At 68.8% G+C, this 23,267-nt stretch carries 13 protein-coding genes and 1 riboswitch; of the genes, 11 read left to right on the top strand and 2 right to left on the bottom strand.

The window, feature by feature from the left end; all coding sequences use genetic code 11:
• The first annotated feature begins 92 nt into the window (after positions 1 to 92).
• The 6 genes from IAE24_RS23885 to recD all read left to right on the top strand — a co-directional run bounded on the left by IAE24_RS23885 (position 93) and on the right by recD (position 11,857).
• Complete coding sequence (locus IAE24_RS23885) at positions 93 to 1,289, top strand: NnrS family protein (protein WP_043824549.1); 1,197 nt, start codon at positions 93 to 95, stop codon at positions 1,287 to 1,289.
• 13 nt (positions 1,290 to 1,302) lie between these two features.
• Positions 1,303 to 1,779: an RrF2 family transcriptional regulator gene (locus IAE24_RS23880; protein WP_199961885.1), complete on the top strand. Its 477-nt coding sequence runs from the start codon at positions 1,303 to 1,305 to the stop codon at positions 1,777 to 1,779.
• Positions 1,776 to 2,228 carry a CopD family copper resistance protein gene (locus tag IAE24_RS23875; RefSeq protein ID WP_013800282.1) on the top strand — a complete coding sequence of 151 codons (453 nt, stop codon included), beginning with the start codon at positions 1,776 to 1,778 and terminating at the stop codon, positions 2,226 to 2,228. Before IAE24_RS23880 ends, IAE24_RS23875 begins: the two co-directional genes overlap by 4 nt.
• A 70-nt stretch (positions 2,229 to 2,298) precedes the next feature.
• On the top strand, positions 2,299 to 5,823 hold the full coding sequence (recC, locus tag IAE24_RS23870) for an exodeoxyribonuclease V subunit gamma (RefSeq protein WP_199961886.1): 3,525 nt from the start codon (positions 2,299 to 2,301) through the stop codon (positions 5,821 to 5,823).
• Positions 5,820 to 9,668: an exodeoxyribonuclease V subunit beta gene (gene recB, locus IAE24_RS23865; RefSeq protein WP_199961887.1), complete on the top strand. Its 3,849-nt coding sequence runs from the start codon at positions 5,820 to 5,822 to the stop codon at positions 9,666 to 9,668. Before recC ends, recB begins: the two co-directional genes overlap by 4 nt.
• Positions 9,665 to 11,857, top strand: a complete 2,193-nt coding sequence (gene recD, locus IAE24_RS23860; protein WP_199961888.1) for an exodeoxyribonuclease V subunit alpha — start codon at positions 9,665 to 9,667, stop codon at positions 11,855 to 11,857. The genes recB and recD overlap by 4 nt, the downstream gene beginning before the upstream one ends.
• Before the next feature lie 18 nt (positions 11,858 to 11,875).
• Here the strand turns inward: recD and IAE24_RS23855 are convergent, their stop codons facing one another.
• Complete coding sequence (locus IAE24_RS23855; RefSeq protein ID WP_012202455.1) at positions 11,876 to 12,538, bottom strand: glutathione S-transferase family protein; 663 nt, start codon at positions 12,536 to 12,538, stop codon at positions 11,876 to 11,878.
• Between the two features lie 119 nt (positions 12,539 to 12,657).
• Here IAE24_RS23855 and IAE24_RS23850 point away from each other — a divergent pair, with 119 nt between their 5' ends.
• From IAE24_RS23850 to IAE24_RS23835, 4 genes are all read left to right on the top strand, one after another.
• Entirely contained in the window at positions 12,658 to 13,017 is a 360-nt protein-coding gene (locus IAE24_RS23850; RefSeq protein WP_199961889.1) for a hypothetical protein, read from the top strand.
• 96 nt (positions 13,018 to 13,113) lie between these two features.
• The gene (locus IAE24_RS23845) at positions 13,114 to 13,626 is read left to right on the top strand and encodes a copper chaperone PCu(A)C (RefSeq protein WP_199961890.1); all 513 of its coding nucleotides are present in this window, start codon (positions 13,114 to 13,116) and stop codon (positions 13,624 to 13,626) included.
• A gap of 142 nt (positions 13,627 to 13,768) precedes the next feature.
• Positions 13,769 to 14,725, top strand: coding sequence for a PhaM family polyhydroxyalkanoate granule multifunctional regulatory protein (locus IAE24_RS23840; protein ID WP_199961891.1), 957 nt, complete (start codon positions 13,769 to 13,771; stop codon positions 14,723 to 14,725).
• A gap of 76 nt (positions 14,726 to 14,801) precedes the next feature.
• The gene (locus IAE24_RS23835; protein WP_034397936.1) at positions 14,802 to 16,037 is read left to right on the top strand and encodes an FIST signal transduction protein; all 1,236 of its coding nucleotides are present in this window, start codon (positions 14,802 to 14,804) and stop codon (positions 16,035 to 16,037) included.
• A gap of 47 nt (positions 16,038 to 16,084) precedes the next feature.
• Here the strand turns inward: IAE24_RS23835 and IAE24_RS23830 are convergent, their stop codons facing one another.
• Positions 16,085 to 17,416: a D-amino acid dehydrogenase gene (locus IAE24_RS23830; RefSeq protein WP_034397938.1), complete on the bottom strand. Its 1,332-nt coding sequence runs from the start codon at positions 17,414 to 17,416 to the stop codon at positions 16,085 to 16,087.
• 92 nt (positions 17,417 to 17,508) lie between these two features.
• Positions 17,509 to 17,619: riboswitch (glycine riboswitch) on the bottom strand.
• Positions 17,620 to 18,260: 641 nt separating this feature from the next.
• Between IAE24_RS23830 and IAE24_RS23825 the strand changes: the two genes are divergently transcribed.
• On the top strand, positions 18,261 to 23,267 hold a 5,007-nt coding region (locus tag IAE24_RS23825; RefSeq protein WP_199961892.1), incomplete at its 3' end, for a beta strand repeat-containing protein.

Raw genomic sequence — 23,267 nt, 5'->3', positions numbered from 1 at the left:
GGTGGTGCCGCAGCGGCCCCGCCCGCGCGCCTGAAGATGTACGCTGAATACATCTTATGCAGGCGCACGGCGGGCCGGAAGGAGTGGACATCATGGCGCAATGGCTGGAACTGGAGGAACCCCTGCGAACCCGGGAGCCGGCACCGCAATGGAAGGCCTTCCTGGAGCTGGGGTTCCGGCCGCTGTACCTGCTGGGCTGCCTTTGGGCTGCACTGTCGGTGGCGCTGTGGGTCTATGCGCCGCAGTGGATCGCGGGGCGCATGCCCGGTGTGTTCTGGCATGCGCACGAGATGCTGTGGGCCTTCGTGGCCACCATTGCCGTGGGCTTTCTGTTCACGGCAGGCAGCAACTGGACAGGGCGCAACCCCCTGCAGGGCCGGGCATTGGGCGCGCTGTGCCTGCTGTGGCTGGTGGCCCGCGCAGGCTTCTTGCTGCCGGGGCCGCAGGCCTTTGTGGTCGCCGCGCTGTGCGAGGCGGCCTTCTTCTGCTGGGCCGCGCTGGCGCTGGGCCGTGCCATTCAGGTGGCGCGCAGCCGGCGCAACTACGGGCTGCCCCTGCTGCTGGCGGGCCTGGGCGTGGCCGATGCGCTGTACCTGTGGTCCATCTGGCAAGGCGACTACGGCGCGCTCATGCAGCGCTTCAACGCTGGCCTGCTGTGCATGGCCGTGATTGCGCTGCTGATCGCGCGGCGCGTGATCCCCTTCTTCGCCATGCGCGCCGTGTCCGGCCTGCAGATCCCCATGCACACGGCCAGCGGCCAGTGGCAACTGGGCGCGGGCGTGGTGGCCATCGCCTGCCTGCTGGCGGGCTGGTGGCCGGGCCTGGCCGCCGGCCTGGCCGTGGCGGGCCTGATCGCCCTGTGGCAGGTGCTGGCCTGGAAGCCCCAGGCCGTGCGCCGCGTGCCGCTGCTGTGGATTCTCTACCTGGGCCACGCGGCGCTGGGTGCGGGCCTGCTGGTGGCCGGCGCGCATGCGGCCGGATGGGTGCTGCGCCCCGCCTGGCCCGTGCATGTGATCGGTGCGGGTGGCTTTGCCCTGCTCATCATCGGCATGTGCACACGGACGTCGATGGGCCACCTGGGCCTGCCGCTGCGCACCGACCGCAGCATGGTCGCCGCCTATGCCCTGGTCATTGCCGCTGCCGTGCTGCGCCTGGCGGCCCTGCTGCCCACGGCGCTGTCGCTGGCGGCGCTGCATGCCTCGGCCGCTGCCTGGGTATTGGCCTTTGCGCTGTACCTGTGGCGTTTCGCCCCGCTGCTGGTGCGCCCGCGTGCCGACCGGCAGGCATGATCGCAGGCCTGCCATGCGCCTGACCCTGATGACCGACTACGCGCTGCGCCTGCTCATGCATGTGGCGCGCCACCCCGGGCGGCTGTGCACGATTGCCGAGATCGCCCAGGCCCATGCCATCTCCGAAGCCCACCTCATGAAGGTCACACACCAGTTGGCGCTGCGCGGCTGGATCGTCACCGTGCGCGGCAAGGGCGGCGGCATGCGCCTGGCCCATGCGCCGGCCGACATCGGCCTGGGCGACGTGGTGCGCGGCATGGAGCCGGACCTTGCCATCGTCGAATGCTTCACGGGCACCAGCCCGCCGGCCTGCACGCTTGCGCAGGACTGCCGGCTGGCCGGCGTGCTGGGCGGGGCGCTGGACAGCTTCATGGCCCATCTGGACGGCTTCACGCTGGCCGATCTGCTGCCGGCTCCCGCATCCCTGCCGCTGCCCCTGCCCCTGCCTCTGCCTCTGCCTCTGCCTCTGACGCAAAGGAGCCGCGCATGAGCTACGGACTGCTGCTGACCCTGCACCTGCTGGCGGCCATTGCCTTTGCAGGCACGGTGTTCTTCGAAGTCGTGCTGCTGGCCGGGGCGCGCCGCCACCTGCCCGCTGCCGTGGCGCGCGCCACCGAGCAGGCGCTGGGCGACCGCGCGGTCGCCGTCATGCCCTGGGTTCTGATGGTGCTGTACGGCGCGGGGCTGGGGCTGGCCTGGCAGCACCGCGCGGCATTGGCTGCCGCCTTTGCCGCTCCGCTGGCCAGCAGCTTCGGCCTGCTGCTGGCGCTCAAGATCGTGCTGGCGCTCAGCGTGTTCGGGCATTTCCTGGCGGCCATGTGGTGGCGCCGGCGCGGTGTGCTGGGCGGGCGCCGCTCGCACCGCCTGCACCTGAGCGTGTTCTGCCACGTGCTGGCCATCGTGCTGCTGGCCAAGGCCATGTTCTACCTGCACTGGTAAACAGCCTGCAGGCAGGCCCTGCCCGCGTTAAGCTCGCTGCTCGCATGGCTTGGAGCACGGGGGCGCAGAGGTGGCATCGCATTGGCAGCCGGGCTTGATCGCCCTGCACGGGAATCAGACGGAGGTGCTGGCCGACACGGTGCTGGCATGGCTGGCTGCGCACCCGCTGGATGTGCTGGAGCCCGAGGTGGTGCTGGTGCAGAGCAACGGCATGGCCGAGTGGTTCAAGATGCGCATGGCCGAGCAGCTGGGCGTGTGCGCCGCCGCGCGCGTGGAACTGCCCGCGCGCTTTGTCTGGCGCAGCTACCGCCAGGTGCTGGGCCGCCAGGCCGTGCCGCGCGAATCGCCGCTGGACAAGACGCCCATGACCTGGCGGCTCATGCGCCTGCTGCCGCAGTGCCTGCATGACCCGGCCTTCGCCCCCATTGCAGGCTTTCTGCGCCCCGGCGAGCCCGAGCGGCTGCTGCAGCTGGCCCAGCGCCTGGCCGACCTTTTCGACCAATACCAGATCTACCGCGCCGACTGGCTGGACGCCTGGGAGGCCGGGCATGACGTGCTGCCCATGCCCTTGCGCCCTGGTGTGGCGGACGCCCCGGTGCCCGAAGGCCAGCAGTGGCAGCCGCGCCTGTGGCGCGCCGTGCTGGCCGAGCTGGACGAGGACCAGCGCGGCGCCACGCGCGCGCGCCTGCAGGGCCGGGTGCTGGCCGCGCTGCAGTCCGGCGAGGCGCCGGCCGCGCCGCTGGCGCGCCGCGTGGTGGTGTTCGGCATCAGCCAGTTGCCGCTGAGCCTGCTGGAATTCCTGGCCGCCATTGCCCGCCACAGCCAGGTGCTGCTGGCCGTGCCCAATCCCTGCCGCTTCCATTGGGCCGACGCCATCGACGGGCGCGAGCTGCTGCGCATGGCGCGGCGCCGCCAGCCGCTGCGCGGCGGGCGCGATCTGGCGCAGCTGCCGCTGGAGGCCATGCACGCCCACGCCCATCCGCTGCTGGCCGCCTGGGGCCGGCAAAGCCGCGACTATGTGCGCCAGCTCGACGCCTTCGACACCACGGGTGCCGCCGCGCAGCTGCAGATGCCGCGCGTGGACCTGTTCGACGAAACCGATGCCGAGGACCTGCGCACCGCGCCGCTGCTGGCCCAGGTGCAGCAGCGCATCCGCGACCTGGTGCCGCTGGCCGAGCACCCGCCGCTGGAGGTGGCGCGGGCCGACCGTTCCATCGTCTTTCACAGCGCCCACAGCGTGGTGCGCGAGCTGGAGGTGCTGCACGACCAGCTGCTGCAGATGCTGGCCCGGCCAACGGATCCCGCCCAGCCAGGGCAAGCGCCACTGGCCCCGCGTGACGTGGTGGTCATGCTGCCGTCCATAGAGACGGCAGCGCCCTCGATACGCGCGGTCTTCGGCCAGTACGGCCGCCATGACCCGCGCCACATTCCCTTCGACATCGCCGACCTGGGTGCGCGCGCCAGCAGCCCGCTGGCCGTGGCCCTGCAATGGCTGCTGCGCCTGCCCCAGCAGCGCTGCCGGCTCAGCGAGCTGTGCGATCTGCTGGACGTGCCCGCGATTGCCGCGCGCATGGGGCTGGCGGCCGACGACCTGCCCCAGCTCACGCGCTGGATGGCCGGGGCCGGCATCCGCTGGGGACTCAATGCGCCGCAGCGCGGCGCCCTGGGCCTGCAGGCCTGTGGCGAGCACAACAGCGCCTGGTTCGGCCTGCAGCGCATGCTGCTGGGCTATGCCGGCGGCGTGGCGCAGGACGGCCAGGCCTTTGGCGGCATCGAGCCCTATGACGAAGTGGGCGGCCTGTCGGCCGAGCTGGCCGGCGTGCTGGCCGCGCTGCTGGAGCGCATGCTGGCTTGGTGGCGCGAGGCCGGGCGGCCCGCCACGACCGAGGTCTGGGCGCAGCGCTTTCGCGCACTGCTGCAGGACTTCTTCAAGGCGCAGGACGATGAGGACGAGGCCATGCTGGCCGCGCTGGACGCCGCCCTCACGGACTGGCAGCGCGCCTGCGAGCAGGCCGGCTATGCGGACGCCGTGGAACTGGGCGTGGCTCAGGAGGCCTGGATGCAGGCGCTGGAGCAGCCCTCGCTGTCGCAGCGCTTTCGCGCCGGTGGCGTGACCTTTTGCACGCTGATGCCCATGCGGGCCATTCCCTTCGAGGTGGTCTGCCTGCTGGGCATGAACGATGGCGACTATCCGCGCCGCGCCATGCGCAGCGACTTCGACCTGATGGCGCTGCCCGGCCAGCAGCGCCCCGGCGACCGCGCGCGCCGCGACGATGACCGCCAGCTCATGCTCGAAGCCCTGCTGTCCGCGCGCCGCGCGCTCTACATCAGCTGGACCGGCCACCATGTGCGCGACAACAGCGAGCAGCCGCCCTCGGTCCTGGTCTCCCAGCTGCGCGACTACCTGGAGACAGGCTGGCGCGGCGAAGGCGGCAAGCCGCTGCTGGCGCAGCGCACGCAGCAGCATCCGCTGCAGCCCTTCAGCCGCCGCTATTTCGAAGAAGGCTCGCCGTGGTCCACCTATGCGCGCGAATGGCGGGCCGCGCATGCGCAGTCGGACGGCACGGACGCGTTGCCTGCGCTGCCCGCGCAGCCGCGCCCGCCCTTTGTCCCCGACGCCTCGGCGCCGCTGACGCTGGCCCGGCTCACCGATTTCCTGCGCCACCCGGCGCGCGCCTACCTGCGCCAGCGCCTGCAGGTGCGCTTCGAGCAGGAGGACAACCCCGTGGTGGACGAGGAGCTGTTCCAGCTCGACGGCCTGACCGAATACCTTCTGGTGCAGCAGTTGCAGCAGCAGGTGGCGGCCGGCTTGGACGAGCCCGGGCAGGCGCCCCAGGCCATGGAAGACAGCGTGCGTGCGGCCGTGGCGCGCCTCACGCGCTCGGGGCGGCTGCCGCTGGCGGGGCTGGGCGAGCGCGGCGCGCGGGCGCTGCAGTCCTCGGTCACGCCTTCGCTGCGGGCCTGGCGCCAGCAACTGGATCGGTATGCCCATCCCGCGCCACGCAGGCGGCTGCTGATCGAGGACGATGGCCTGGTGTTCGACGACTGGATCGACGGGCTGCGCCAGTCCTGCGAAACCGAAGAGTCCCCCGATGCGGACGACGCACAGTGCTGGCTGCTGCTGGACCCGCGCAACCTGCTCAATGCCAAGGGCAGGCCCCATGCCGACAAGCTCATGCCGGTCTACCTGCGCAGCCTGGCGCTGGCCGCCAGCGGCTCGCAGGCCGAGTTGCGCGTGGTGGCGCGCGACGGCCTGGTGCAGGTGCTGCCCATGGACCCCTCCGACGCGCTGGCACGGCTGCGTGAATTGATGGCCCTGTGGCGCGAAGGCCAGAACGGCCCGCTGCCCCTGCCGCTGCGCAGCGGCCTGGCCATGGCCGAAGGCTTTCCCGCTGCGGCACAGCAGGCCTATGAGGGCGGTCATCTGGTCGGCGGCGAAGGCGAGGACCCGTCCTGGGCCCGCTGCTACCCGGACTTCGAACGGCTGAGCGCCGATGGCCGTTTCGAGGCCCTGGCCCATGCCGCCCACGCGCCGCTGCTCGACTGGGTGGCCGCGCAGGTGCAGGTCCTGCCGTACCAGGGGGATGCGCAATGAGCGCGAGCGAAATGATCGGCGCCGCGTCTGGCGATGTGGACGGCGACGTGACCAGCCATGTGCTCGACGCACAGCGCTTCCCGCTGTGGGGCAGCCGCCTGATCGAGGCCAGCGCCGGCACCGGCAAGACCTGGACCATCGCCGCGCTCTACCTGCGACTGGTGCTGGGGCATGGCGAGGGCAGCCTGGACGGCATCAGCAGCACGGCCTTCGAGCGCCCGCTGATGCCACCCGACATCCTCGTCATGACCTTCACGCGCGCGGCCACGCGCGAGCTGTCCGACCGCATACGCAAGCGCCTGATCGAGGCCGTGCAGTGCTTTCGCGGCGAGGCCGAGCCCGCGCCCCACGACGGCTTCCTGCACGCGCTGCGCGAGGCCTACCCCGAAGGCGCGGCCCGTGAACGCGCGGCCTGGCGCCTGGCCATGGCGGCCGAATGCATGGACGACGCGGCCATTCACACCATCGACGCCTGGTGCCAGCGCATGCTGCGCGAGCATGCCTTCGACAGCGGCAACCTCTTCGACGAAACGCTGGAGCCCGACGAAAGCCAGCGCCAGACCGAGGCCGCGCAGGACTACTGGCGCCAGCAGTGCTACCCGCTGTCCGACGAGCTGCTGGACGAGGTCCTGAAGATCTGGCCCCACGTCGGCGCCCTGGTCGATGACATGCGCGCCCTGCTGCGCGAGCCCCCCGTGCCCGGCGCGGGCGAGGGCAGCCTGGCCGACTGCCTGCAGCGCGCCATGGAGCAGCGCCGCAGCCGCCTGCTGGCCCTGGCGGCCGGCTGGGACGACAAGGCACAGCGCCTGCAGCTGTGGCTGGATGGACAGCTCGACGGCCATGGCGCGCTGTGGGACAAGCGCAAGCTGCAGCCCGCGCGCTACACCGGCTGGCTGGCCGCGCTGGCCGACTGGTCGCGCGCGCCGCTGGACGGCCCGCTGGCGCTGACCGAGGCCGCGCGCCACCGCCTCAGCCCCGAGGGCCTGGCCGAGGCCTTCAAGGGATCGGCCGGCGATGTGCTCATGCCGCTGGAGCTGGACGAGCTGCAGGCGCTGCTGGTGCAGCTGGAGCAACTGCCGCCCGTCAGCGTGGCCGTGCGCCTGCATGCGGCCGCGCGCGTGGCGCAGCGGCTGGCCCACCTCAAGCGCCAGGCCGGCAGCTTCGGCTTTGCCGACATGCTGCAGCGCCTGGACACGGCCCTGGCCGGCGACAACGGCGCCGTGCTGCGCGAGCGCATCCTGGCCCAGTACCCGGTGGCGTTGATCGATGAATTCCAGGACACCTCGCCGCTGCAGTACCGCCTGTTCGACCAGATCTACCGCACGGCGGCCAACGACCCGCACAGCGCCCTGCTGCTGATCGGCGACCCCAAGCAGTCCATATACGGCTTTCGCGGCGCCGACATCCACAGCTACCTGCAGGCGCGCCGCGCCACCGAGGGCCGCCACTACGTGCTGGGCACCAACTACCGCTCCACCCAGGCGCTGGTGGGCGCCGTCAACCATTGGTTCGCGCAGGCCGAGCAGCGGCCGGGCGAGGGCGCCTTCATGTTCCGGCGCGGCAGCCACAACCCGCTGCCGTTCGAGCCCGTGGCCGCCCAGGGGCGCAGCGAGCAATTGCACACGCGCGACGGCGCCATGCCCGCCCTCACCGTGGCCTGGAGTGCGGGCCGCGACGAGGACACCGGCATTCCCCTGCCTTTGTCGGCCGACGAGGTGCGGCGCCGCTTTGCGGCCCATTGCGCCGAGCAGATCGTGCAGTGGCTGGCCGACCCGCAGGCCGGCTTTGTGCAGCCCGATGGCCGCCTTGTGCGCCTGCGGCCTGCCGACATCGCCGTGCTGGTGCGCACGGGCCGAGAGGCGGCCGCCGTGCGCCGAGAACTGCAGGCGCGCGCCGTGGCCTCGGTCTACCTGTCGGACCAGGATTCGGTGTTCGCCAGCGACGAGGCCCATGACCTGCTGTACTGGCTGCGCGCCGTCGCCGCGCCGCTGGATGCCCAGGCCGTGCGCGCGGGCCTGGCCACGCGGCTCATCGGCCTGTCGCTGGACGAGCTGGCCTGGCTGGCCGCCGACGAGGAAGCCTTTGACGTGCGCAGCGAGCAGCTGCGCGAACTGCACAGCATCTGGCTGCGCCTGGGCGTGCTGGCCATGCTGCGCCAGACCCTGTACCGGCTGGACCTGCCCGTGCGCTGGCTGCAGGACCCGGCCATGGGCGGCGAGCGGCGCCTGACCAACTACCTGCACCTGGCCGAGCTGCTGCAGACCGCCAGCGCCCAGCTGGAGGGCGAGCAGGCCCTGATCCGCTGGCTGGCCACCCAGATCGAGACGCCGGGCAGCGGCAGCGAGGAGCAGGTGGTGCGCCTGGAAAGCGATGCCGACCTGGTCAAGCTCGTCACCGTGCACAAGAGCAAGGGCCTGGAGTACCCGCTGGTCTGCCTGCCGTTTGCGGGCAGCTTCCGCCCCATGGAACGGGCCAGAACGCCATTCCTGACCCTGTCCGCGCAGGACGAGTCGCAAGACGACGCGGCTCCGGCCCGCCGATTGCTGCTGGACTTCAGCGACGAGGAGCTTGCCCAGGCCGACCGCGAGCGGCTGCGCGAGGACCTGCGCCTGTTCTACGTGGCGCTCACCCGCCCGCGCCATGCGCTGTGGCTGGGCCTGGCCCCGCTCAAGCGTGGCAACGGCAAGGCCTGCGTGAACGAGCAGGGCGCAGCGGGCTACCTGCTGGGCGGCACCGAGCCGCGCTCTGCCCAGGGCTGGCGCGACGGCCTGCAGCAGCTGTGCGGCGAAGACCCGCACATGGCCTGGCGCGACCTGGATGCCGGGCCACTGCAGCGCACGCGCTGGCAGCCCCCGGCCGGCGCCACCCCGCTGCACGATGCCCCGGCCTACGACGCGCGCTTCGACACCCGCTGGGGCATCGGCAGCTTCTCGGCCCTGGTGCGTGCCATGGCCGCGCCCAGCCTGCCCGTGCTGCCCGTGGCCGTGCAGCGCCCGGCCGAGGATGAGCAGGCGCTGGAGCCGCCGCCATCGCCGGAACTGGCGGACATTGCCGGCCTGGCGGGCCTGCAGCCCCTGCAGGATGGACCGGCCGCTGGGCCTGCGGTCTGGCACCGCTTTCTGCGCGGCCCCGTGGTCGGCAACTTCGTGCATGACCAGCTGGAATGGCTGGGCGGCGAAGACTTTGCCCTGCCCGTGGACGGCCAGGGTGCGCTCGCTGATCGCCTGGTGCGCCGCTGCGAGCGCGCGGGCCGGGGCGAGCAGGCGCGCGACCTGCTGGCCTGGCTCACGGCCGTGGTCCACCAGCCGCTGGCGCCGCTCGATGTCACGCTGGCCACGCTGGGGCCGCAACTGTCCGAGATGGAGTTCTGGCTGCCCGCGCGCCAGCTGCCGGCCGAGCGCATCGACCAGCTGTGCCGGCGCTTCATCCTGCCGGGGCAGGAGCGGCCCGCGCTGCCCCAGCGCTCGCTGCACGGCATGCTCATGGGCTTTGCCGACCTGGTGTTCTGCCACGAGGGCCGCTACTGGGTGCTCGACTACAAGAGCAACCACCTGGGTCCGGACTGCGCCGCATACGGCCAGGAGGCCCTGGCCCGCGCCATGCTTCACCACCGCTACGACGTGCAGGCCGCGCTCTACCTGCTGGCCCTGCACCGGCTGCTGCGCAGCCGGCTGGGCACGGCCTACGAGCCGCAGCGCCAGCTGGGCGGCGCGCTGTACTACTTTCTGCGCGGCATCGATGGCCCGGCCGGTGGCATGCATGCCATGGCGCCCGAGCTGCCCTTGCTTGATGCGCTCGATGAACTGCTCGGTCCCGGCCGCGCCGATATGCAGGAGCCGCCATGAGCCCGCGCCCCCGTTCGCGGACCGTCGATACGGCCACGCTGGACCTGTTCGACGAACGGCCGGGCGGCGAACCGCCGGGCGACGCATCGCTGGGCGGCAAACCGCTGGGCGCCGTGCCGCCAGACACCAATGAAGTGCTGGCCCTGCTGCGCCGCTGGGCCGATGCCGGCCTGCTGCGGCGCCTGGATGCGGCGCTGGCCTCCTTCGTCGCCGGGCAGGATGCGCAGGCCGGGCCCGCCTTGCTGGTGGCCGCCGCGCTGCTGGCGCAGATGGAGGGGCGCGGCCACAGCTGCCTGCCCCTGGCGCCGCTGGCCGGCAACCCCAACGACGTGCTGGCCTGGCCCGCCGAGGCGCTGCCCGCGCAGCAGGCCCTGTGGCAGATGCTGCCCGCGCGCCTGTCCGGCTGGGTGGCGGCGCTGGGTGCTAGCCCCGTGGTGCGCGTGGTCGGCGACGCGGGCCAGGATGGCGGCGAGGACCGTGGCCAGCCCCTGGTGCTGGCCGGTGCCGACGGCCCCGCGCCGCTGCTGTACCTGCGCCGCTACTGGGACTACGAGCGCGCCGTGGCCACCCATGTCATCCAGCGCACGGCGGCGCAGGCCGTGGCCGGCCAGCCGCTGGACGAAGCCCTGGCCCGCCACTGGCTGGACCGCCTGTTCCCGCCTGCGGCGGAAGGCAGCCCCGTGGACTGGCAGAAGCTGGCCTGCGCGCTGGCGCTGCGTGGCCGGCTGTCGGTGATCACGGGCGGCCCCGGCACCGGCAAGACCTATACCGCCGCGCGGCTGCTGGCCCTGCTGTTTGCCACGGCGCCCGACGCCGGCCAGCTGCGCGTGGCCCTGGCCGCGCCCACGGGCAAGGCGGCTGCGCGCCTGAAGCAATCGATCGACGGGGCCTTGCTGCAATTGCAGGGCAGCATGGGCGGCGAGATCGACCTGGCGGGCCTGGTGCAGCGCATGGGCGCGGCGCGCACCCTGCACTCCATGCTGGGCGCGCGGCCCGATACGCGGCACTGGGGATTCCATGCAGGCCGGCAGCTGGACGTGGACGTGCTCATCGTCGATGAGGCCTCCATGGTCCACCTGGAGATGATGGCGGCGCTGCTGGAGGCACTGCCGGCCGGCGCCCGCCTGGTGCTGCTGGGCGACAAGGACCAACTGGCCTCGGTGGAGGCGGGCGCCGTGCTGGGCGACCTGTGCCGCGATGCCCAGGCCGGACGCTACCTGCCGGACACGCTGGACTATGCGCTGCGCGTGGCCGGCCAGGCGGTGCCGCCGCAGTTCGCGGCGCCGGCAGGCGACCGGCCTCCGGCTCTTGCGCAACACACCGTCATGCTGCGCGAAAGCCGGCGCTTCGGTGGTCCCATCGGCCAGTTGGCGCGCGCCGTGAATGCCGGCCACGCCGCGCAGGCCCAGGCCTTGCTCGATGCCGGCACGCAAGGCGGTACGCACTCCGAACTCTGGGAGCGCCAGGGCGGCGGCGTGCAGGCCGTGACCGAACTGGCCGTGCGCGGGCGTGGCGGCCTGGCCAGCTATGCGCTGTATGCCAGGGCGCTGCAAAACAGGCCGGCTGCGGACGGCGGCTACGAGGCCGCGCACCGGGCCTGGGTGGTCGATGTGCTGCAGGCCTTCGAGCGCTTCCGGCTGCTGTGCGCCGTGCGTGAGGGGGACTGGGGCGTGTCCGGCCTCAACCGGGCGGTGGAGCAGGCCCTGGAAACGCAGGGCGCGATCCGCCGCAGCGGCGAATGGTATGCGGGCCGGCCCGTCATGGTCACGCGCAACGATGCGCAGCTGGGCGTGTTCAACGGTGACATCGGCATTGCGCTGCCGGGTGGGTCGCAGGGCGGGTCGCATGGCGGGTCACAGGGGGGCTCGCAGGGTGCGCCCGGGCAGCCGCTGCGCGTGTACTTCCTGCAGGGTGATGAGCTGCGCTCGGTCGGTGTCAGCCGCCTGGCCCATGTGGAGACTGCCTTCGCCATGACGGTGCACAAAAGCCAGGGCTCGGAGTTCGAGCACACGGCCCTGGTGCTGCCCTCGCGCGGCGGCAGCGTGCTGGGGCGCGAGCTGGTCTACACCGGCATCACGCGCGCCCGCCAGGCCTTCTCGCTGTTCTCCGAGGTGCCGGGCCTGCTGGCCTCGGCCGTTGGCAGCCCCACGCAGCGCGCCAGCGGGCTGCTGCGCTGGCTGCAGGACTGAGGCGGGCAGGGCGGCGGCTCAGGCCGGGGTCTTGTCGCTGGCGTAGCGGGACATCATCAGCGCCGTATTGGTCTTGCGGTCGGCATTGACCTGCTGCACCGTGGGCCGCTCGGCCATGCGCGCCAGGTACTCGCGCACGGGCAGGTCGGCCAGCACGTCGCGCCCGCCAACGATCTTGCTGGCCGCGCTGACCAGGGGCAGGTGGACGATGGCGCAGCAGTCGGCCAGCGTGAAGCTGTCGCCCGCCACGAAGGGTGAGAAACGCGCGAGTTTGGCGAAGGCCGCCACGTTCTTGTCGAGCTGGGCCAGCGTGCGCTCCCGGGTGGAGTCGCTGACCTGGCCGCCGAAGAAGGCCTGCGGGTAGAGGATGCGCGCCACCAGCTCCAAGTGCAGGTCCAGGTACACGCACAGCTCGCGCACCTTGGCCGCCTCGAAGGCGTCGGCCGGCAGCAGGGCCGGCGAGGGCGACAGCGTCTCCACGTACTCGACCATGGCGGCCGACTCGCACAGGCCACGGCCGTCGTCGATGCGCAGGTACGGCACCTTGCCCAGCGGCGACAGTGCCATGTCGGTCTCGCCCAGCCAGTCCAGTTCCTCGTTGAAGGGCAGCTGCTTTTCCAGCAGGGCCAGCTTGACCTTGTTGTAGTAGTTGCTGGCCGCGAATCCGCACAGGGTGAGCATGGGTGTCTCCTTGGGTTGTTTGTGGTGAAGGCGAGGGTGCGCGCCTGTGATGGTAGGGGCGGGCAGGGCATGGCGCGGTCCCGGAGATGACGACTGGGGCAGACCCCTAGAATGGCGCCATGCCGCTTCGCCTGCCCTCCACCTTGGCTGCCTGCGCCCGCTGGGCGCTGGGGCTGTGGCTGTGCGTGGCGCTGGCATCGGCGTTTGCGCCGCTGGCGCGTGCCTCGGGCTGGGAGCGCCTGTGCTCGGCCGCTGGCGAATCGGTCTGGGTGCCATCGCCGGCCGGTCAGGACAATGCCCTTGCCGGAAGCCACGGCATCGACTGCCCGCTGTGCCTGCCCCCGCTGGCGCCGCCGCCCGCCCGGTGCAGTGCGGCCCCGGCACCGCTGATGGCAGATGCGCAGCCACGGGCGCACCCGGCCTCCGTCCACAGCGTGGCCATGCCGGCCTTGCCGCAGGCCCGCGCCCCGCCCCGGTGACTCCCCATTTCAATCCCTGCCTCTTTCGCTTGGCTTTTGTTTTTGCAAGGCACACAGACCGTGCTGCAACGTATTGAATTTTCTGGAGAAACCGTGATGACACTGCGTCAATGGACCGCCCCTTTCCTGATCGCCGCCTCCCTGTCCATGGGCCTGGCCCATGCCCATGCCGATGCCGCCCACGTCAAGGCCGACGCCGCCTGGGCGCGTGCCAGCGTGCCGGGCCAGCAGGCCACGGGCGCCTTCATGCGCCTGACGGCCGAGGAGCCGCTGCGCCTGGTGGGCGTGGAGTCGCCCGCCGCCGGCGTGGCCGAGGTGCATGAAATGAAGATGGAAGGCGATGTGATGCGCATGCGCGCCATCGACGGCCTGGACCTGCCCAAGGGCGTGGCCGTGGACCTGAAGCCCGGCGGCTACCACGTCATGCTGCAGCAGCTCAAGAGCCCGCTGCTCAAGGACAGCCAGGTGCCCATCACCCTGGTGTTCAAGGATGCCAAGGGCGAAACCTCGCGCCTGAGCCTGCAGGTCCCCGTGCGCGCGATGGCGCCCGGCGCGGCGGCTGCCCCGGCAGCGGGCCACGGCGGCGGCCACGCAGGCCATTCGCACTGAGCCAGCGCCATTGCACCGGGTTTGTGCGCAGCCGCATGCGCATGACTTGCCGTGGACTTGGCGTGTGCCTGGGTTAAGCTGGGAGCATGGCCGGCATCCTTCTCCGGCATGCTCTTCCAACCCAGTCCTAGCGAGTGCTGCCATGAGTGACGCGTCCTCCTTCGGTTTCGGCAAGTTCATCCCCGGTTTCGACTTCCTGCAGGGCCTGGCCCAGAGCGCGGGATCGGCCACCGCCCGGCCCCTGGGGCGCCTGCCCGAATGGGTGGCGCCCACGGTGAGCATCGAGGAGGTGGACAAGCGCATCACCGAACTCAAGGCCGTGCAGTTCTGGCTGGACCAAAATGGCAAGGCGCTGGCCGCCACCATCCAGGCCCTGGAAGTGCAGCGCATGACGCTGTCCACCCTGCAGGGCATGAACGTCAGCATGGGCGAACTGGCGCAGGCCTTCCAGTTCCCCGCCGCTGCAGCCGCCACCGCTGCTGCAGCCACTGCGGGCAAGGGTGCCGCCAGCGCGGGGCAGTCCGACCACTCGGACTGGCCCATGTCCTCCGCCGGCAAGGCCGGCAAGCAGGAAAAGCCACAGGCCGCGCCCGCACAGCCCCCTGCCGAGCCGCCTGCAGCTGCTGCGGCCGCTGCATCCGCGGATGCCGGCAGCAAGGCCTCAGGCCCTGAAGCTTCTGCGCCCAAGGACGAGACTGCCCAGGCCGCCGCCATGGGCCAGGCCATGCAATGGTGGGGCGCACTGACCCAGCAATTCCAGCAGATCGCCGCCAAGGCCATGGCCGAGCCCATGGCCCCCGAGGCCGTGGCTGCCGCACAGCGCGCCACCGGCATGGCCGGCGACATCGCCAAGGCCGCCATGGACCGCATGACGGCCCAGGCTGGCGCCTTCGCCGCGCAGGCAGGCAAGGCGGCTGCACCGGCGGCCAAGGCCCCGGCCGGAGCCGCCAAGGCGGCTGCGAAAGCCCCACCGAAAGCTCCGGCCAAAGCGCCAGCCAAGGCAGCGGCCAGGAAGACGGCGGCAAAGACCACCGCAAAGACAACAGCCAAGGCACCGGCCGCAGGCAAGGCGCCGGCCAAGAGCCGGCCACCGCGCTGAGCGGCACGGCGGCACCCATGGATGGTCTAGAGCCCTCCGCAAGCCGGGCGCTGGCAGGGCTAGAAAGAAGGTTGGAATGTCGTTGTTTCCTGTAGGCCATGCCAGCCATTCCGACTGGCGCGCCGCGGCCGATGCGGTGCTGCTGCAACTGCGCTCGCAGATGGCCGATCCGGGCCACGCGCAGCGGCCCCGACTGGGCCTGGTGTACCTGTCCCACGCGCATGCCGCCCATGCAAGACCGCTGCTGCAGCATCTGGCCAGGGCCTTGCCCCATGTGGCGGACTGGGCTGGCTGCTCGGCCGGTGGCGTGCTGGCCATGTCCCATGAATACCTGTCCGGCTCCGCGCTCGCGGTGATGCTGCTCGATGTGCCGGCGGCGCACTACCGCCTGTATTCGGGCCTGGCGCCCTTGCATGCGCCGGGCGGCGAGGCCGGGTTCACTGCCCATTCGGCCCTGGTCCATGCCGGAGGCGGCCAGCCCGAGCTGGCCGAGTTGCTGTACGAGCTGTCCGAGCGCACCGAGTCCGGCCTGCTGTTCGGCGGCGTGGGCGATGACGGGGACGATGGCGTGGAGGGCGTGCAGATCGCCTGCCGCACCGAGGACCTGCATGCGCAGCATGCGGATGCGCGCGGCATTTTCAGCGGAGGCTTCTCGGGCGTGGCCTTCGGTGCGGGCGTGCCCTGCATCACGGGCATGGCCCAGGGCTGCGTGCCGCTGGGCGAGGGCCTGGAGATCACCGAGGCGCGCGGCGCCCTGGTCACCGGGCTCAATGGCGATCCGGCCTTGCAGCGCCTGCTGCAACTGCTGGGCGTGGAGCTGGAAGGCAGCGACTGGCAGCCCGCGCTGACCACGGTGCGCAGCACGCTGGCGGCCATTGCGCCGCCGGGCCGGGGCATGGCCCACGGCGTGCTCACCGAAGAGGCCCAGGTGCTGACCCTGGTCGGGCTGGACCCGCTGCGCCAGGGCGTGGCCCTGTCATCGGCCGTGGAGGCCGGGCATTCGGTGATCTTCTGCCGCCGCCAGGCCCAGGTCGCGCGCCAGGAACTGCTGCAACTGGGCGCTGCGCTGCGCGATGCGGCGGAGCCCGAGGAGGCGGCGCCCGAAGGCGAGGCACAGCCCCGCATCCGTGGCGCCATCTACATCAGTTGCCGGGGCCGCGGCGGCGGCCTGTTCGGCGGCCCCGATGCCGAGCTGCGCACCCTGCGCCACGCACTGGGCGATGTGCCATTGATCGGCTTCGTCGCCGAAGCCGAGATCATGGACGCCCGCCTGCACCGCTTCGCCGGGGTGTTGACGGTGTTCACTGCCTAGGCGTCGTACACGCCGTACACGCCGTATCGGTACACACCGTCTGAACCTCAGACCGCGCGCGGGCGCACCGTGCCTGCGCTGCGATCCGGGTCCATGGCTGCAGCTCCCAGAAAATCGAAATCCACGGCCGGCTGCCTGCCGCTGACCAGGTCGGCCAGCGCCATGCCGGAGCCGCAGGCATGGGTCCAGCCCAGCGTGCCGTGGCCGGTGTTCAGGAACAGGTTGGCGATGGGCGAGCGTCCGATCAGCGGCACATTGCTGGGCGTGGCGGGGCGCAGGCCGCTCCAAAATTGCGCGCGTTCGGTATCGCCGGCGCCGGGGAACAGCTGCTGCACGCGCCGCACGATGGCCTCGCAGCGCACGGGGTCCAGGTTGCGGTCGTAGCCGTTGAACTCGGCCGTGCCGGCAATGCGCAGGCGGTCGCCCTGCGCGCCGGTGTAGCGCGAGAACACCAGCTTGAACTCATCGTCCGTGAGGCTGACCTGGTAGGCCTTGGCGGGGTCCAGCACCGGCAGGGTCACGGAGTAGCCCTTGGCCGGGTAGATGGGCAGGCGCAACCCCAGCGGCTGGGCCAGCAGCGGGCTGAACGAGCCCATGGCCAGCACATAGGCGTCGCCCTGGATGCGTTCGTAGCGGCCGTCGGCATTGGTCACCTCCACATGGTCGATATGGCGGCTGGCGCCCGCACCCGTGGTGCGCAGCGCCATGACGTGGTGGCCGTGGCGGAACTGCACGCCCGTGGTGGTGGCAATGCGTGCCAGCTCGCGCGTGAAGAGGTTGGCGTCGCCCGATTCATCCTCGGCCGTATAGGTGGCGCCCGCTATCTGCCCGCGCACATGGGCCAGGGCCGGCTCCAGGCGCACGGCTTCGTCGGCGTCGATCAGGCGGCGGTCGCAGCCCAGGGCCTGCATCTGCTCGGTGGGCTTGAGCGCGCCCTCGAACTCGCGGGCGTTCGTGTAGAAGTGCAGGATGCCCTGCATGCGCTGCTCGTACTGGATGCCGGTGTCCGACCGCAGCTGCTGCAGGGCCTCGCGGCTGTAGGTGCCCAGGCGAACGATCTGCTGGATGTTGTGGCGCGTGCGCGCGGGCGTGCAGTTGCGCAGGAAGGACAGGCCCCAGAGCCACTGGCGCATGTCGGCGCGCAGGCGGAACAGCAGGGGGGCATCCTGCCGGCCCAGCCAGCCCAGCAACTTCAGCGGTGCGCCGGGGTTGGCCCAGGGTTCGGCATGGCTGACCGAGATCTGCCCGCCGTTGGCAAAGCTGGTTTCGGCGCCGGGCGCAGCCTGGCGGTCGATGACGGTCACTTCATGACCGAGAGATTGCAGATAGTAGGCCGAGGCGGTGCCGATCAGGCCGGCTCCGAGAACGATGACGCGCATGACAATGCCCTTTCAAAGGCATGTGCCGGTCACGCGGAAGCTGATAGCTATGGATTCAATAGCAAGCAGCCGGCGTCCGTCGTGACGCAGCTGCCGCTCCCCCTGTCCTTGGTACCTGAGAGATTCACCGCCGTCCATGGGAACGGGGCTTGCTCCTTCGGTGCGCCGCATATTGCGTGCGGCGGCTCTCCAGACGGCATGTTGTGTTTGCAGTACGGAACCTGAGCGTGTATGGGAGTTTGCGCCTTCGGTGAGGCTCGGCACCGTGGTGCCCGCCTGCTCTCCTGCAGGGGCGATTCTATGTGGCTTGCGCAGCCGGTTCCAGTCGTACTCGGGATACCACCAGTTACTACCTGTATGTGGTGTGGCCGATTCAGGGTATTCCCTAGATCGCTCAAGCGCCTCCCTCGTAGCGCTGGCACGAGTCTCCGACTGCATGTAAAAAAACTATTGAAATAGAAAAAAACATGATTTAGCCTATCGATGTGTGCGGTGGTTTGTCAGTGCATGTTCTGGTCGATTGGACCTGCATGGGTTAACCATGAGTTGTGTATATGTCTGATAGGCGACTTACCGTTGCACAGGTGCAGGTCCATGGAAACTGGTCCGGCACTGAAAAAATACAAGCACGGTGAATATGTGGAGGGAGGAATGATTTGCGTCGCAAACCCGACTGAAGGTGTGTCCGGCTCAATGGGCAGCGGAGCAGCTCGCAAACGTTGATGGAAATCCGCCTTTTCTGATTGACGCGCAGGATCTGCGCGAAACATTTTGCTTCCAACCTCACCGGCTGCAAGGTGAGTTGTGAGCTCGTGATTCAAATAGAACTATTCGAGGTACGGCGATGCAAATGCGCTGGGTACAACTGTTGGCCATTGCCATTGGGAAAATCATTTTCCTGTCATATCTCCTTGAGAAAACGGGGAATATCATGCATGTTCTCAATCGCCTGCCTGGTTCGGCATTTTTTCGCAAGTGGCGTGCAGCGAAATACCTGTTCTCTTTGCTGCTGCTCTCATGCGCGGGTATCTCATCCACGGCACTGGCGGCGACCATCGTCTTCACGGTCACCGACAACAGCGACGCTCCAAATGCCAATGCAACGACACCAACCACCTGTGTCAGCACGTTGGGGGGCACCTTTGCTGGCGCATGCACGCTGCGAGCGGCCATTCAGGCAGCCAACTACACGCTGCAAACGCTGGATCCGAGTGCCGATGTTTCCATCGTCTTTGCGCCGACACTGACTACGTCGGTACGAACCATACAGAGTGGGACATCCAAGGATGCGGCCGGAAACCTCCATCCGTATGTCGACAATCAGACGGTTTACGTGCGCTGTGCCAATACATTCGTCAGCGGAGCCCAGTCCGGCGCCGTGACGGGAGCCACCAATGCCTGTGGTCAAACCCAGATGATCAGCGGTGGCGATACGGGCACCACCACTGGTGCCGGTGGCGCCTGGTACTGGATCAAAGGCACCGTTCCAGCCGGCACGGGCTCATTGACCATCGATTTCGGGGGAGTCATACAAGTCCAGAACTGGGCGGACTCCGCCTGGGAAACCTTTTATCTTGGTGGGAAGAATATCACTCTCACCAATTCGCCCAACATGACCTGTGGCGAAGCGGTATTCGTCGTTGGCTCCTCGGCAAACAATGTCATCATTGATCGCGTCGGTCTGGTGAATGTGGCGCCAACCCCTGCGGGAGAGGGGACGCCGTTCAACTGCGAGCTGTACGCGGAGATTCATCAAGGCGCACAAAACGTATTCTTTGCCAATAGCACAATCAACTCCGCGATATGGAATGGAAATTACGGCAATAACAAGGGCTCGGCCATTTCCGTTGCCGCAAGCAACGGTGCAGGCACGGTTTCCAACATCGTTGTCGATAATTTCACGGTAACGAATCTGCCCAACCCTATCGGGGGAATGCAGCTCGAGCAGTTTTTCCAGGTCATGTCGAACATGACCGTCAACGGATTGACGATCAAAAATTCGAATATCGCACTGAGCCCGACTGGTGGAAATGCGCCCAGGGCCGTGGTGTCGGTTGATGGAACGATCAGCCTGGCCAATGGAATTGGTCTGGCCGTGACGGGTAATACCTTCTCGCTGCCTATCGCCGCCTATACCGGGTCATCGCCAACGCATGTGTCGGCACCAACGGTGAATACGGCAGCCTCAGGCACGACGCAGGTAGTGACGGTGACCGATAACAACTTCACTGGCGGCGGGGACGGGGTGAATATCGGTGGTACGGGTACGGCACCAGGATTGATTGGCAACAACAAGATGACAAGCCAGTCGAGAAGTGCCATTCGTATCACTACGCGTGATTTCTTCAAGATTTCTCAGAACACGCTGTTTTCCGTGCCTGTGGCTGCAAACTCGGGCATCAGTTTGCTGACGACGGGCAATGGACAAACCGGATGGACCCCCACCCTTGGCGTTGGCGCCAGTGACACCGCCGCCTGCACCTGGACATTCAATATCACGGCAAATGCCAATGCGAGCGAGCCGGCACCGTATACGGTGGAAGCCTTTTGGTCGCCGACCGGCGCGGGCGTCAACGATGCGCAGGTCTATCTGGGCTCCGAAACCATGGCCGGAGCCTCGGGAACGCTGACCGTTCCTTCGTATCTCAGCGGCCAGGTGCGAGTCACAGTGACGGACAGCAATTCCGGCGGAGCCCAGACCTCGCAGCTTTCAACGGCGGCAAGCGTCACCGGTTTTCCCTGTGCCCTGAAATCCGGCGTTCTGGCGACGACCAACAATCAACCTGTTGGCAGCAGCGACTTGCTGGAGGTCTACATTGTTGACGGCCAAGGCAATGCCTGGACAGGGGGCAGTGACACCGTCACCTTCGCAGCGCCGCCTGCAGGTGTCACGTTCAATGGCAGCTCCGCCGCAGTCAGCTGCACGACCAACTCCAGCGGAAAATGCGCGTCTCCCATCAATGCCAGCAGCAGTGTCGCCGGAACATTCACCACACCCGTGACCTTGTCGTCGTCAGTCGCTGGTGCCACGTTCTCCAATCTTCCATTGGGTGGAAGCCCGGTATCTGGCGCAGTGACCTATCAGCCTTCGCCGGTTGCTTACAGCTTCACCGGGCTGCCGGCCAGCACGAGCGGGTCTGAAATCGCCGCGAGTCCGCCATCGATTACGGCCAACGGCGTCTCCACCAGCACCTTGGCCGTGCAGTTGAAGGATGCTTTAGGCAACCTTGTCACCACCTGTACCGATACGGTGGCCTTCACCCTCAATGCGGGGACGCAAGGCGTTCCTGCCGTCAGCGTCACGGGCTGCAGTGCCGGCATGTACACGGGGACGGTGACATCGCCGGTGCTGGTCGGCAGCGGAACCTTCGGGTTCACCATCAACGGGTCTGCGGCTGTTGCCACCGCAACGGTCTCCTATGTGGCCGCAACGCCGAGCACGAGTGCATCCACGATAGTCGCCACACCGACATCGATCGTGGCCAACGGCAGCTCCACCAGCGTGCTGCGCGTGCAACTGGTCGATGCCAGCAGCAATCCGATCAACACCTGCACGAACACGGTGGCATTCACCCTGAACGGCGGAACGCAGGGAACGCCGAGTGTGGGCGCGGCCTCATGTACTGCCGGCATCTATACGGGCACCGTCACATCGCCCACGGCGGTCGGCAGCGGGATCTTCGGATTCACCATCAACGGCTCTGCCGCAGTTGCTACGGCTTCAGTGAGCTACACGGCGGGTCCGCCAAGTACCAGTGCCTCGACCATCGTTGCGAGTCCGACCTCCATCATTGCCAATGGCACCGCAACCAGCACATTGACGGCGCAGCTCAAGGATGCGTCAGGCAATTCGATTGCGACCTGTGCCAATACGGTGGCCTTCACGCTGAACAGCGGAACACAGGGCTCGCCTGCGGTCGGCGCGGGTTCGTGCAGCGCAGGGGTGTACACGGCAACCGTCACGGCACCTACCGCAGTCGGCAGTGGCACCTTTGGTTTCACCATCAATGGCTCGGCCGCCACGGCTACGGCTGTGGTGAACTACACGGCCGGCTCGCCCAGCAATGGCGCGAATGGAAACCTGATCAGTGCCAGTCCGCTCAGCGTTGTCGCAGACAACACTGCCACGAGCTCGATCAGCGTGGCCCTGCGCGATGCCAATGGCAATCCCGCCACGGATACGGTGGCGCACACGATTGTCTTCACCAAAACGGGCGTGGGCACGACCACGCCGGCCGCACCCACGTGCACGATCGCGGCCAACGCCAATCCGGCCACCTGCTCCGTGACGGTGAAATCGGCCACGGTCGGCACCGCAAGTTTCACGGCAACGGACAACGGAACGGCCGTGAGCAATGGCAGCCCGGTATCGGTCACCTTCATTGCCGGGCCGCCCAGCAATACAGCCAGTGGCAATCTGCTCAGTGCCACGCCGCTCTCGGTGATGGCCGACGGTACGAGCACCGGCACGGTGACCGTCGCACTGCAGGACGCCAATGGCAATGCAACCGTCGATACGGTCGCCCACACCATCGGCTTTGTCCATACCGGCGCCGGCACGCCGTCGGCAACTTCCTGCACGATTGCGGCCAATGCGAATCCAGCGCGCTGCTCCATCACGGTGACATCCACCGTGGCGGGCGCGGCGAGCTTCACAGCCACGGACAACAACGGCACCACCACCCAGAGCGTGGCAAACGGCAGTCCGGCCGTGATCAACTTCACGGCCAATGCCGCCGACCCCACCAAGTCGGGGGTGCGTACCGTCAGCAGTCCGGTCACGGCCAATGGCTCGGCGACAGATGTGCTTGAAGCGTTTGTGGGAGATGTCAACGGCAATCCGGTGGCCGGAAGCGTTGTCACGTTCTCTCCCACCGCAAACATCACCTTCAGCGGTACCTGCACCACCAATGCGGCCGGTACCTGCCAGGTCACCGCCAAGACAACCGTCGCGGGTTCCTACACTTCCGGCGCAAGCATCGCGAGCGGCGCATTGAGCGGCAGCGGCGTCAGCGCCGGTGGCAATACGTACGGTGCGACGGCTGCCTATGTCTTTACGGCAGGTGCCGTCGATCCCGCCAATTCGACCATGTCGGTCGATGTGAACAACCAGGCAGCCGGTGGCGGTCAGGACGTCGTTTCCGTGGTCACCAAGGATGCGTTCGGCAATCCGGTCACCGGCGTTGCCGTGAACTTCAGCGTGACGCCTGCCGGAGCGGCACCTGCCACCGCCAGTTGCACGACTGCCGGTGCGGCGGCGACCTGCTCGGTGTCGTTCACCAGCGTGACCGCATCGACTTACTCGGCTGCCGCCACGGTGGGTGCAGCTGCCATCGGCAACAGCCCGCAATCGATGGCCTTTGTCGCCGGCAATGCCTCGGCAAGCAATTCGGGCCTGCGTGTCGTGAGCGACAACGCGGCCGCAAATGGCACGGCAACCGATGTGGTGGAAGCGTATGTGCGCGATGCCGGTGGCAATCCCAAGGGCGGCGAGGTCGTCACCTTTGCCGGTACTGCCGGCGTGAAGCTGAACGGTGGTGCGGCAGGTGCGTCGGCCACTTGCACCACTGGAACAAGCGGCGCAACTCTGGGCATCTGCTCGATCACTGCCACCAGCACAGCGAGTGGTACCTACAGCATCGCCACCAGCATTCCTGCAGGAACCCTGGGTGGCACGTTCACCGTGGGAGCAAACGCGTATTCGCCAAGCGCCGCACAAATTCATTTTGTGAGCGTGGTGAACCTCAGTGTCACCAAGGCCAACCCTGGCAGCCTGACTGTGGGCACGCCCTTCAACTATGCGTTCTCCGTGTCCAACGCTGCCAGTGCCTTCGGTCCCGCCACCAGCGTG

The organism is Delftia sp. S65 (genome assembly GCF_016516495.1).
Lineage (GTDB): Bacteria > Pseudomonadota > Gammaproteobacteria > Burkholderiales > Burkholderiaceae_C > Comamonas > Comamonas acidovorans.
The sequence above is the reverse complement of the archived record's forward strand: the minus strand, read 5'-3'. Positions and strand labels throughout refer to the sequence as shown.

Bases quoted from the DNA above. Each gene is read 5' to 3' on its own strand.
- IAE24_RS23885 (WP_043824549.1), top strand. From the start codon at position 93: ATGGCGCAATGGCTGGAACTGGAGGAACCCCTGCGAACCCGGGAGCCG.
- IAE24_RS23880 (WP_199961885.1), top strand. From the start codon at position 1,303: ATGCGCCTGACCCTGATGACCGACTACGCGCTGCGCCTGCTCATGCAT.
- IAE24_RS23875 (WP_013800282.1), top strand. From the start codon at position 1,776: ATGAGCTACGGACTGCTGCTGACCCTGCACCTGCTGGCGGCCATTGCC.
- recB (WP_199961887.1), top strand. From the start codon at position 5,820: ATGAGCGCGAGCGAAATGATCGGCGCCGCGTCTGGCGATGTGGACGGC.
- recD (WP_199961888.1), top strand. From the start codon at position 9,665: ATGAGCCCGCGCCCCCGTTCGCGGACCGTCGATACGGCCACGCTGGAC.
- IAE24_RS23855 (WP_012202455.1), bottom strand. From the start codon at position 12,538: ATGCTCACCCTGTGCGGATTCGCGGCCAGCAACTACTACAACAAGGTC.
- IAE24_RS23850 (WP_199961889.1), top strand. From the start codon at position 12,658: ATGCCGCTTCGCCTGCCCTCCACCTTGGCTGCCTGCGCCCGCTGGGCG.
- IAE24_RS23845 (WP_199961890.1), top strand. From the start codon at position 13,114: ATGACACTGCGTCAATGGACCGCCCCTTTCCTGATCGCCGCCTCCCTG.
- IAE24_RS23840 (WP_199961891.1), top strand. From the start codon at position 13,769: ATGAGTGACGCGTCCTCCTTCGGTTTCGGCAAGTTCATCCCCGGTTTC.
- IAE24_RS23835 (WP_034397936.1), top strand. From the start codon at position 14,802: ATGTCGTTGTTTCCTGTAGGCCATGCCAGCCATTCCGACTGGCGCGCC.
- IAE24_RS23830 (WP_034397938.1), bottom strand. From the start codon at position 17,416: ATGCGCGTCATCGTTCTCGGAGCCGGCCTGATCGGCACCGCCTCGGCC.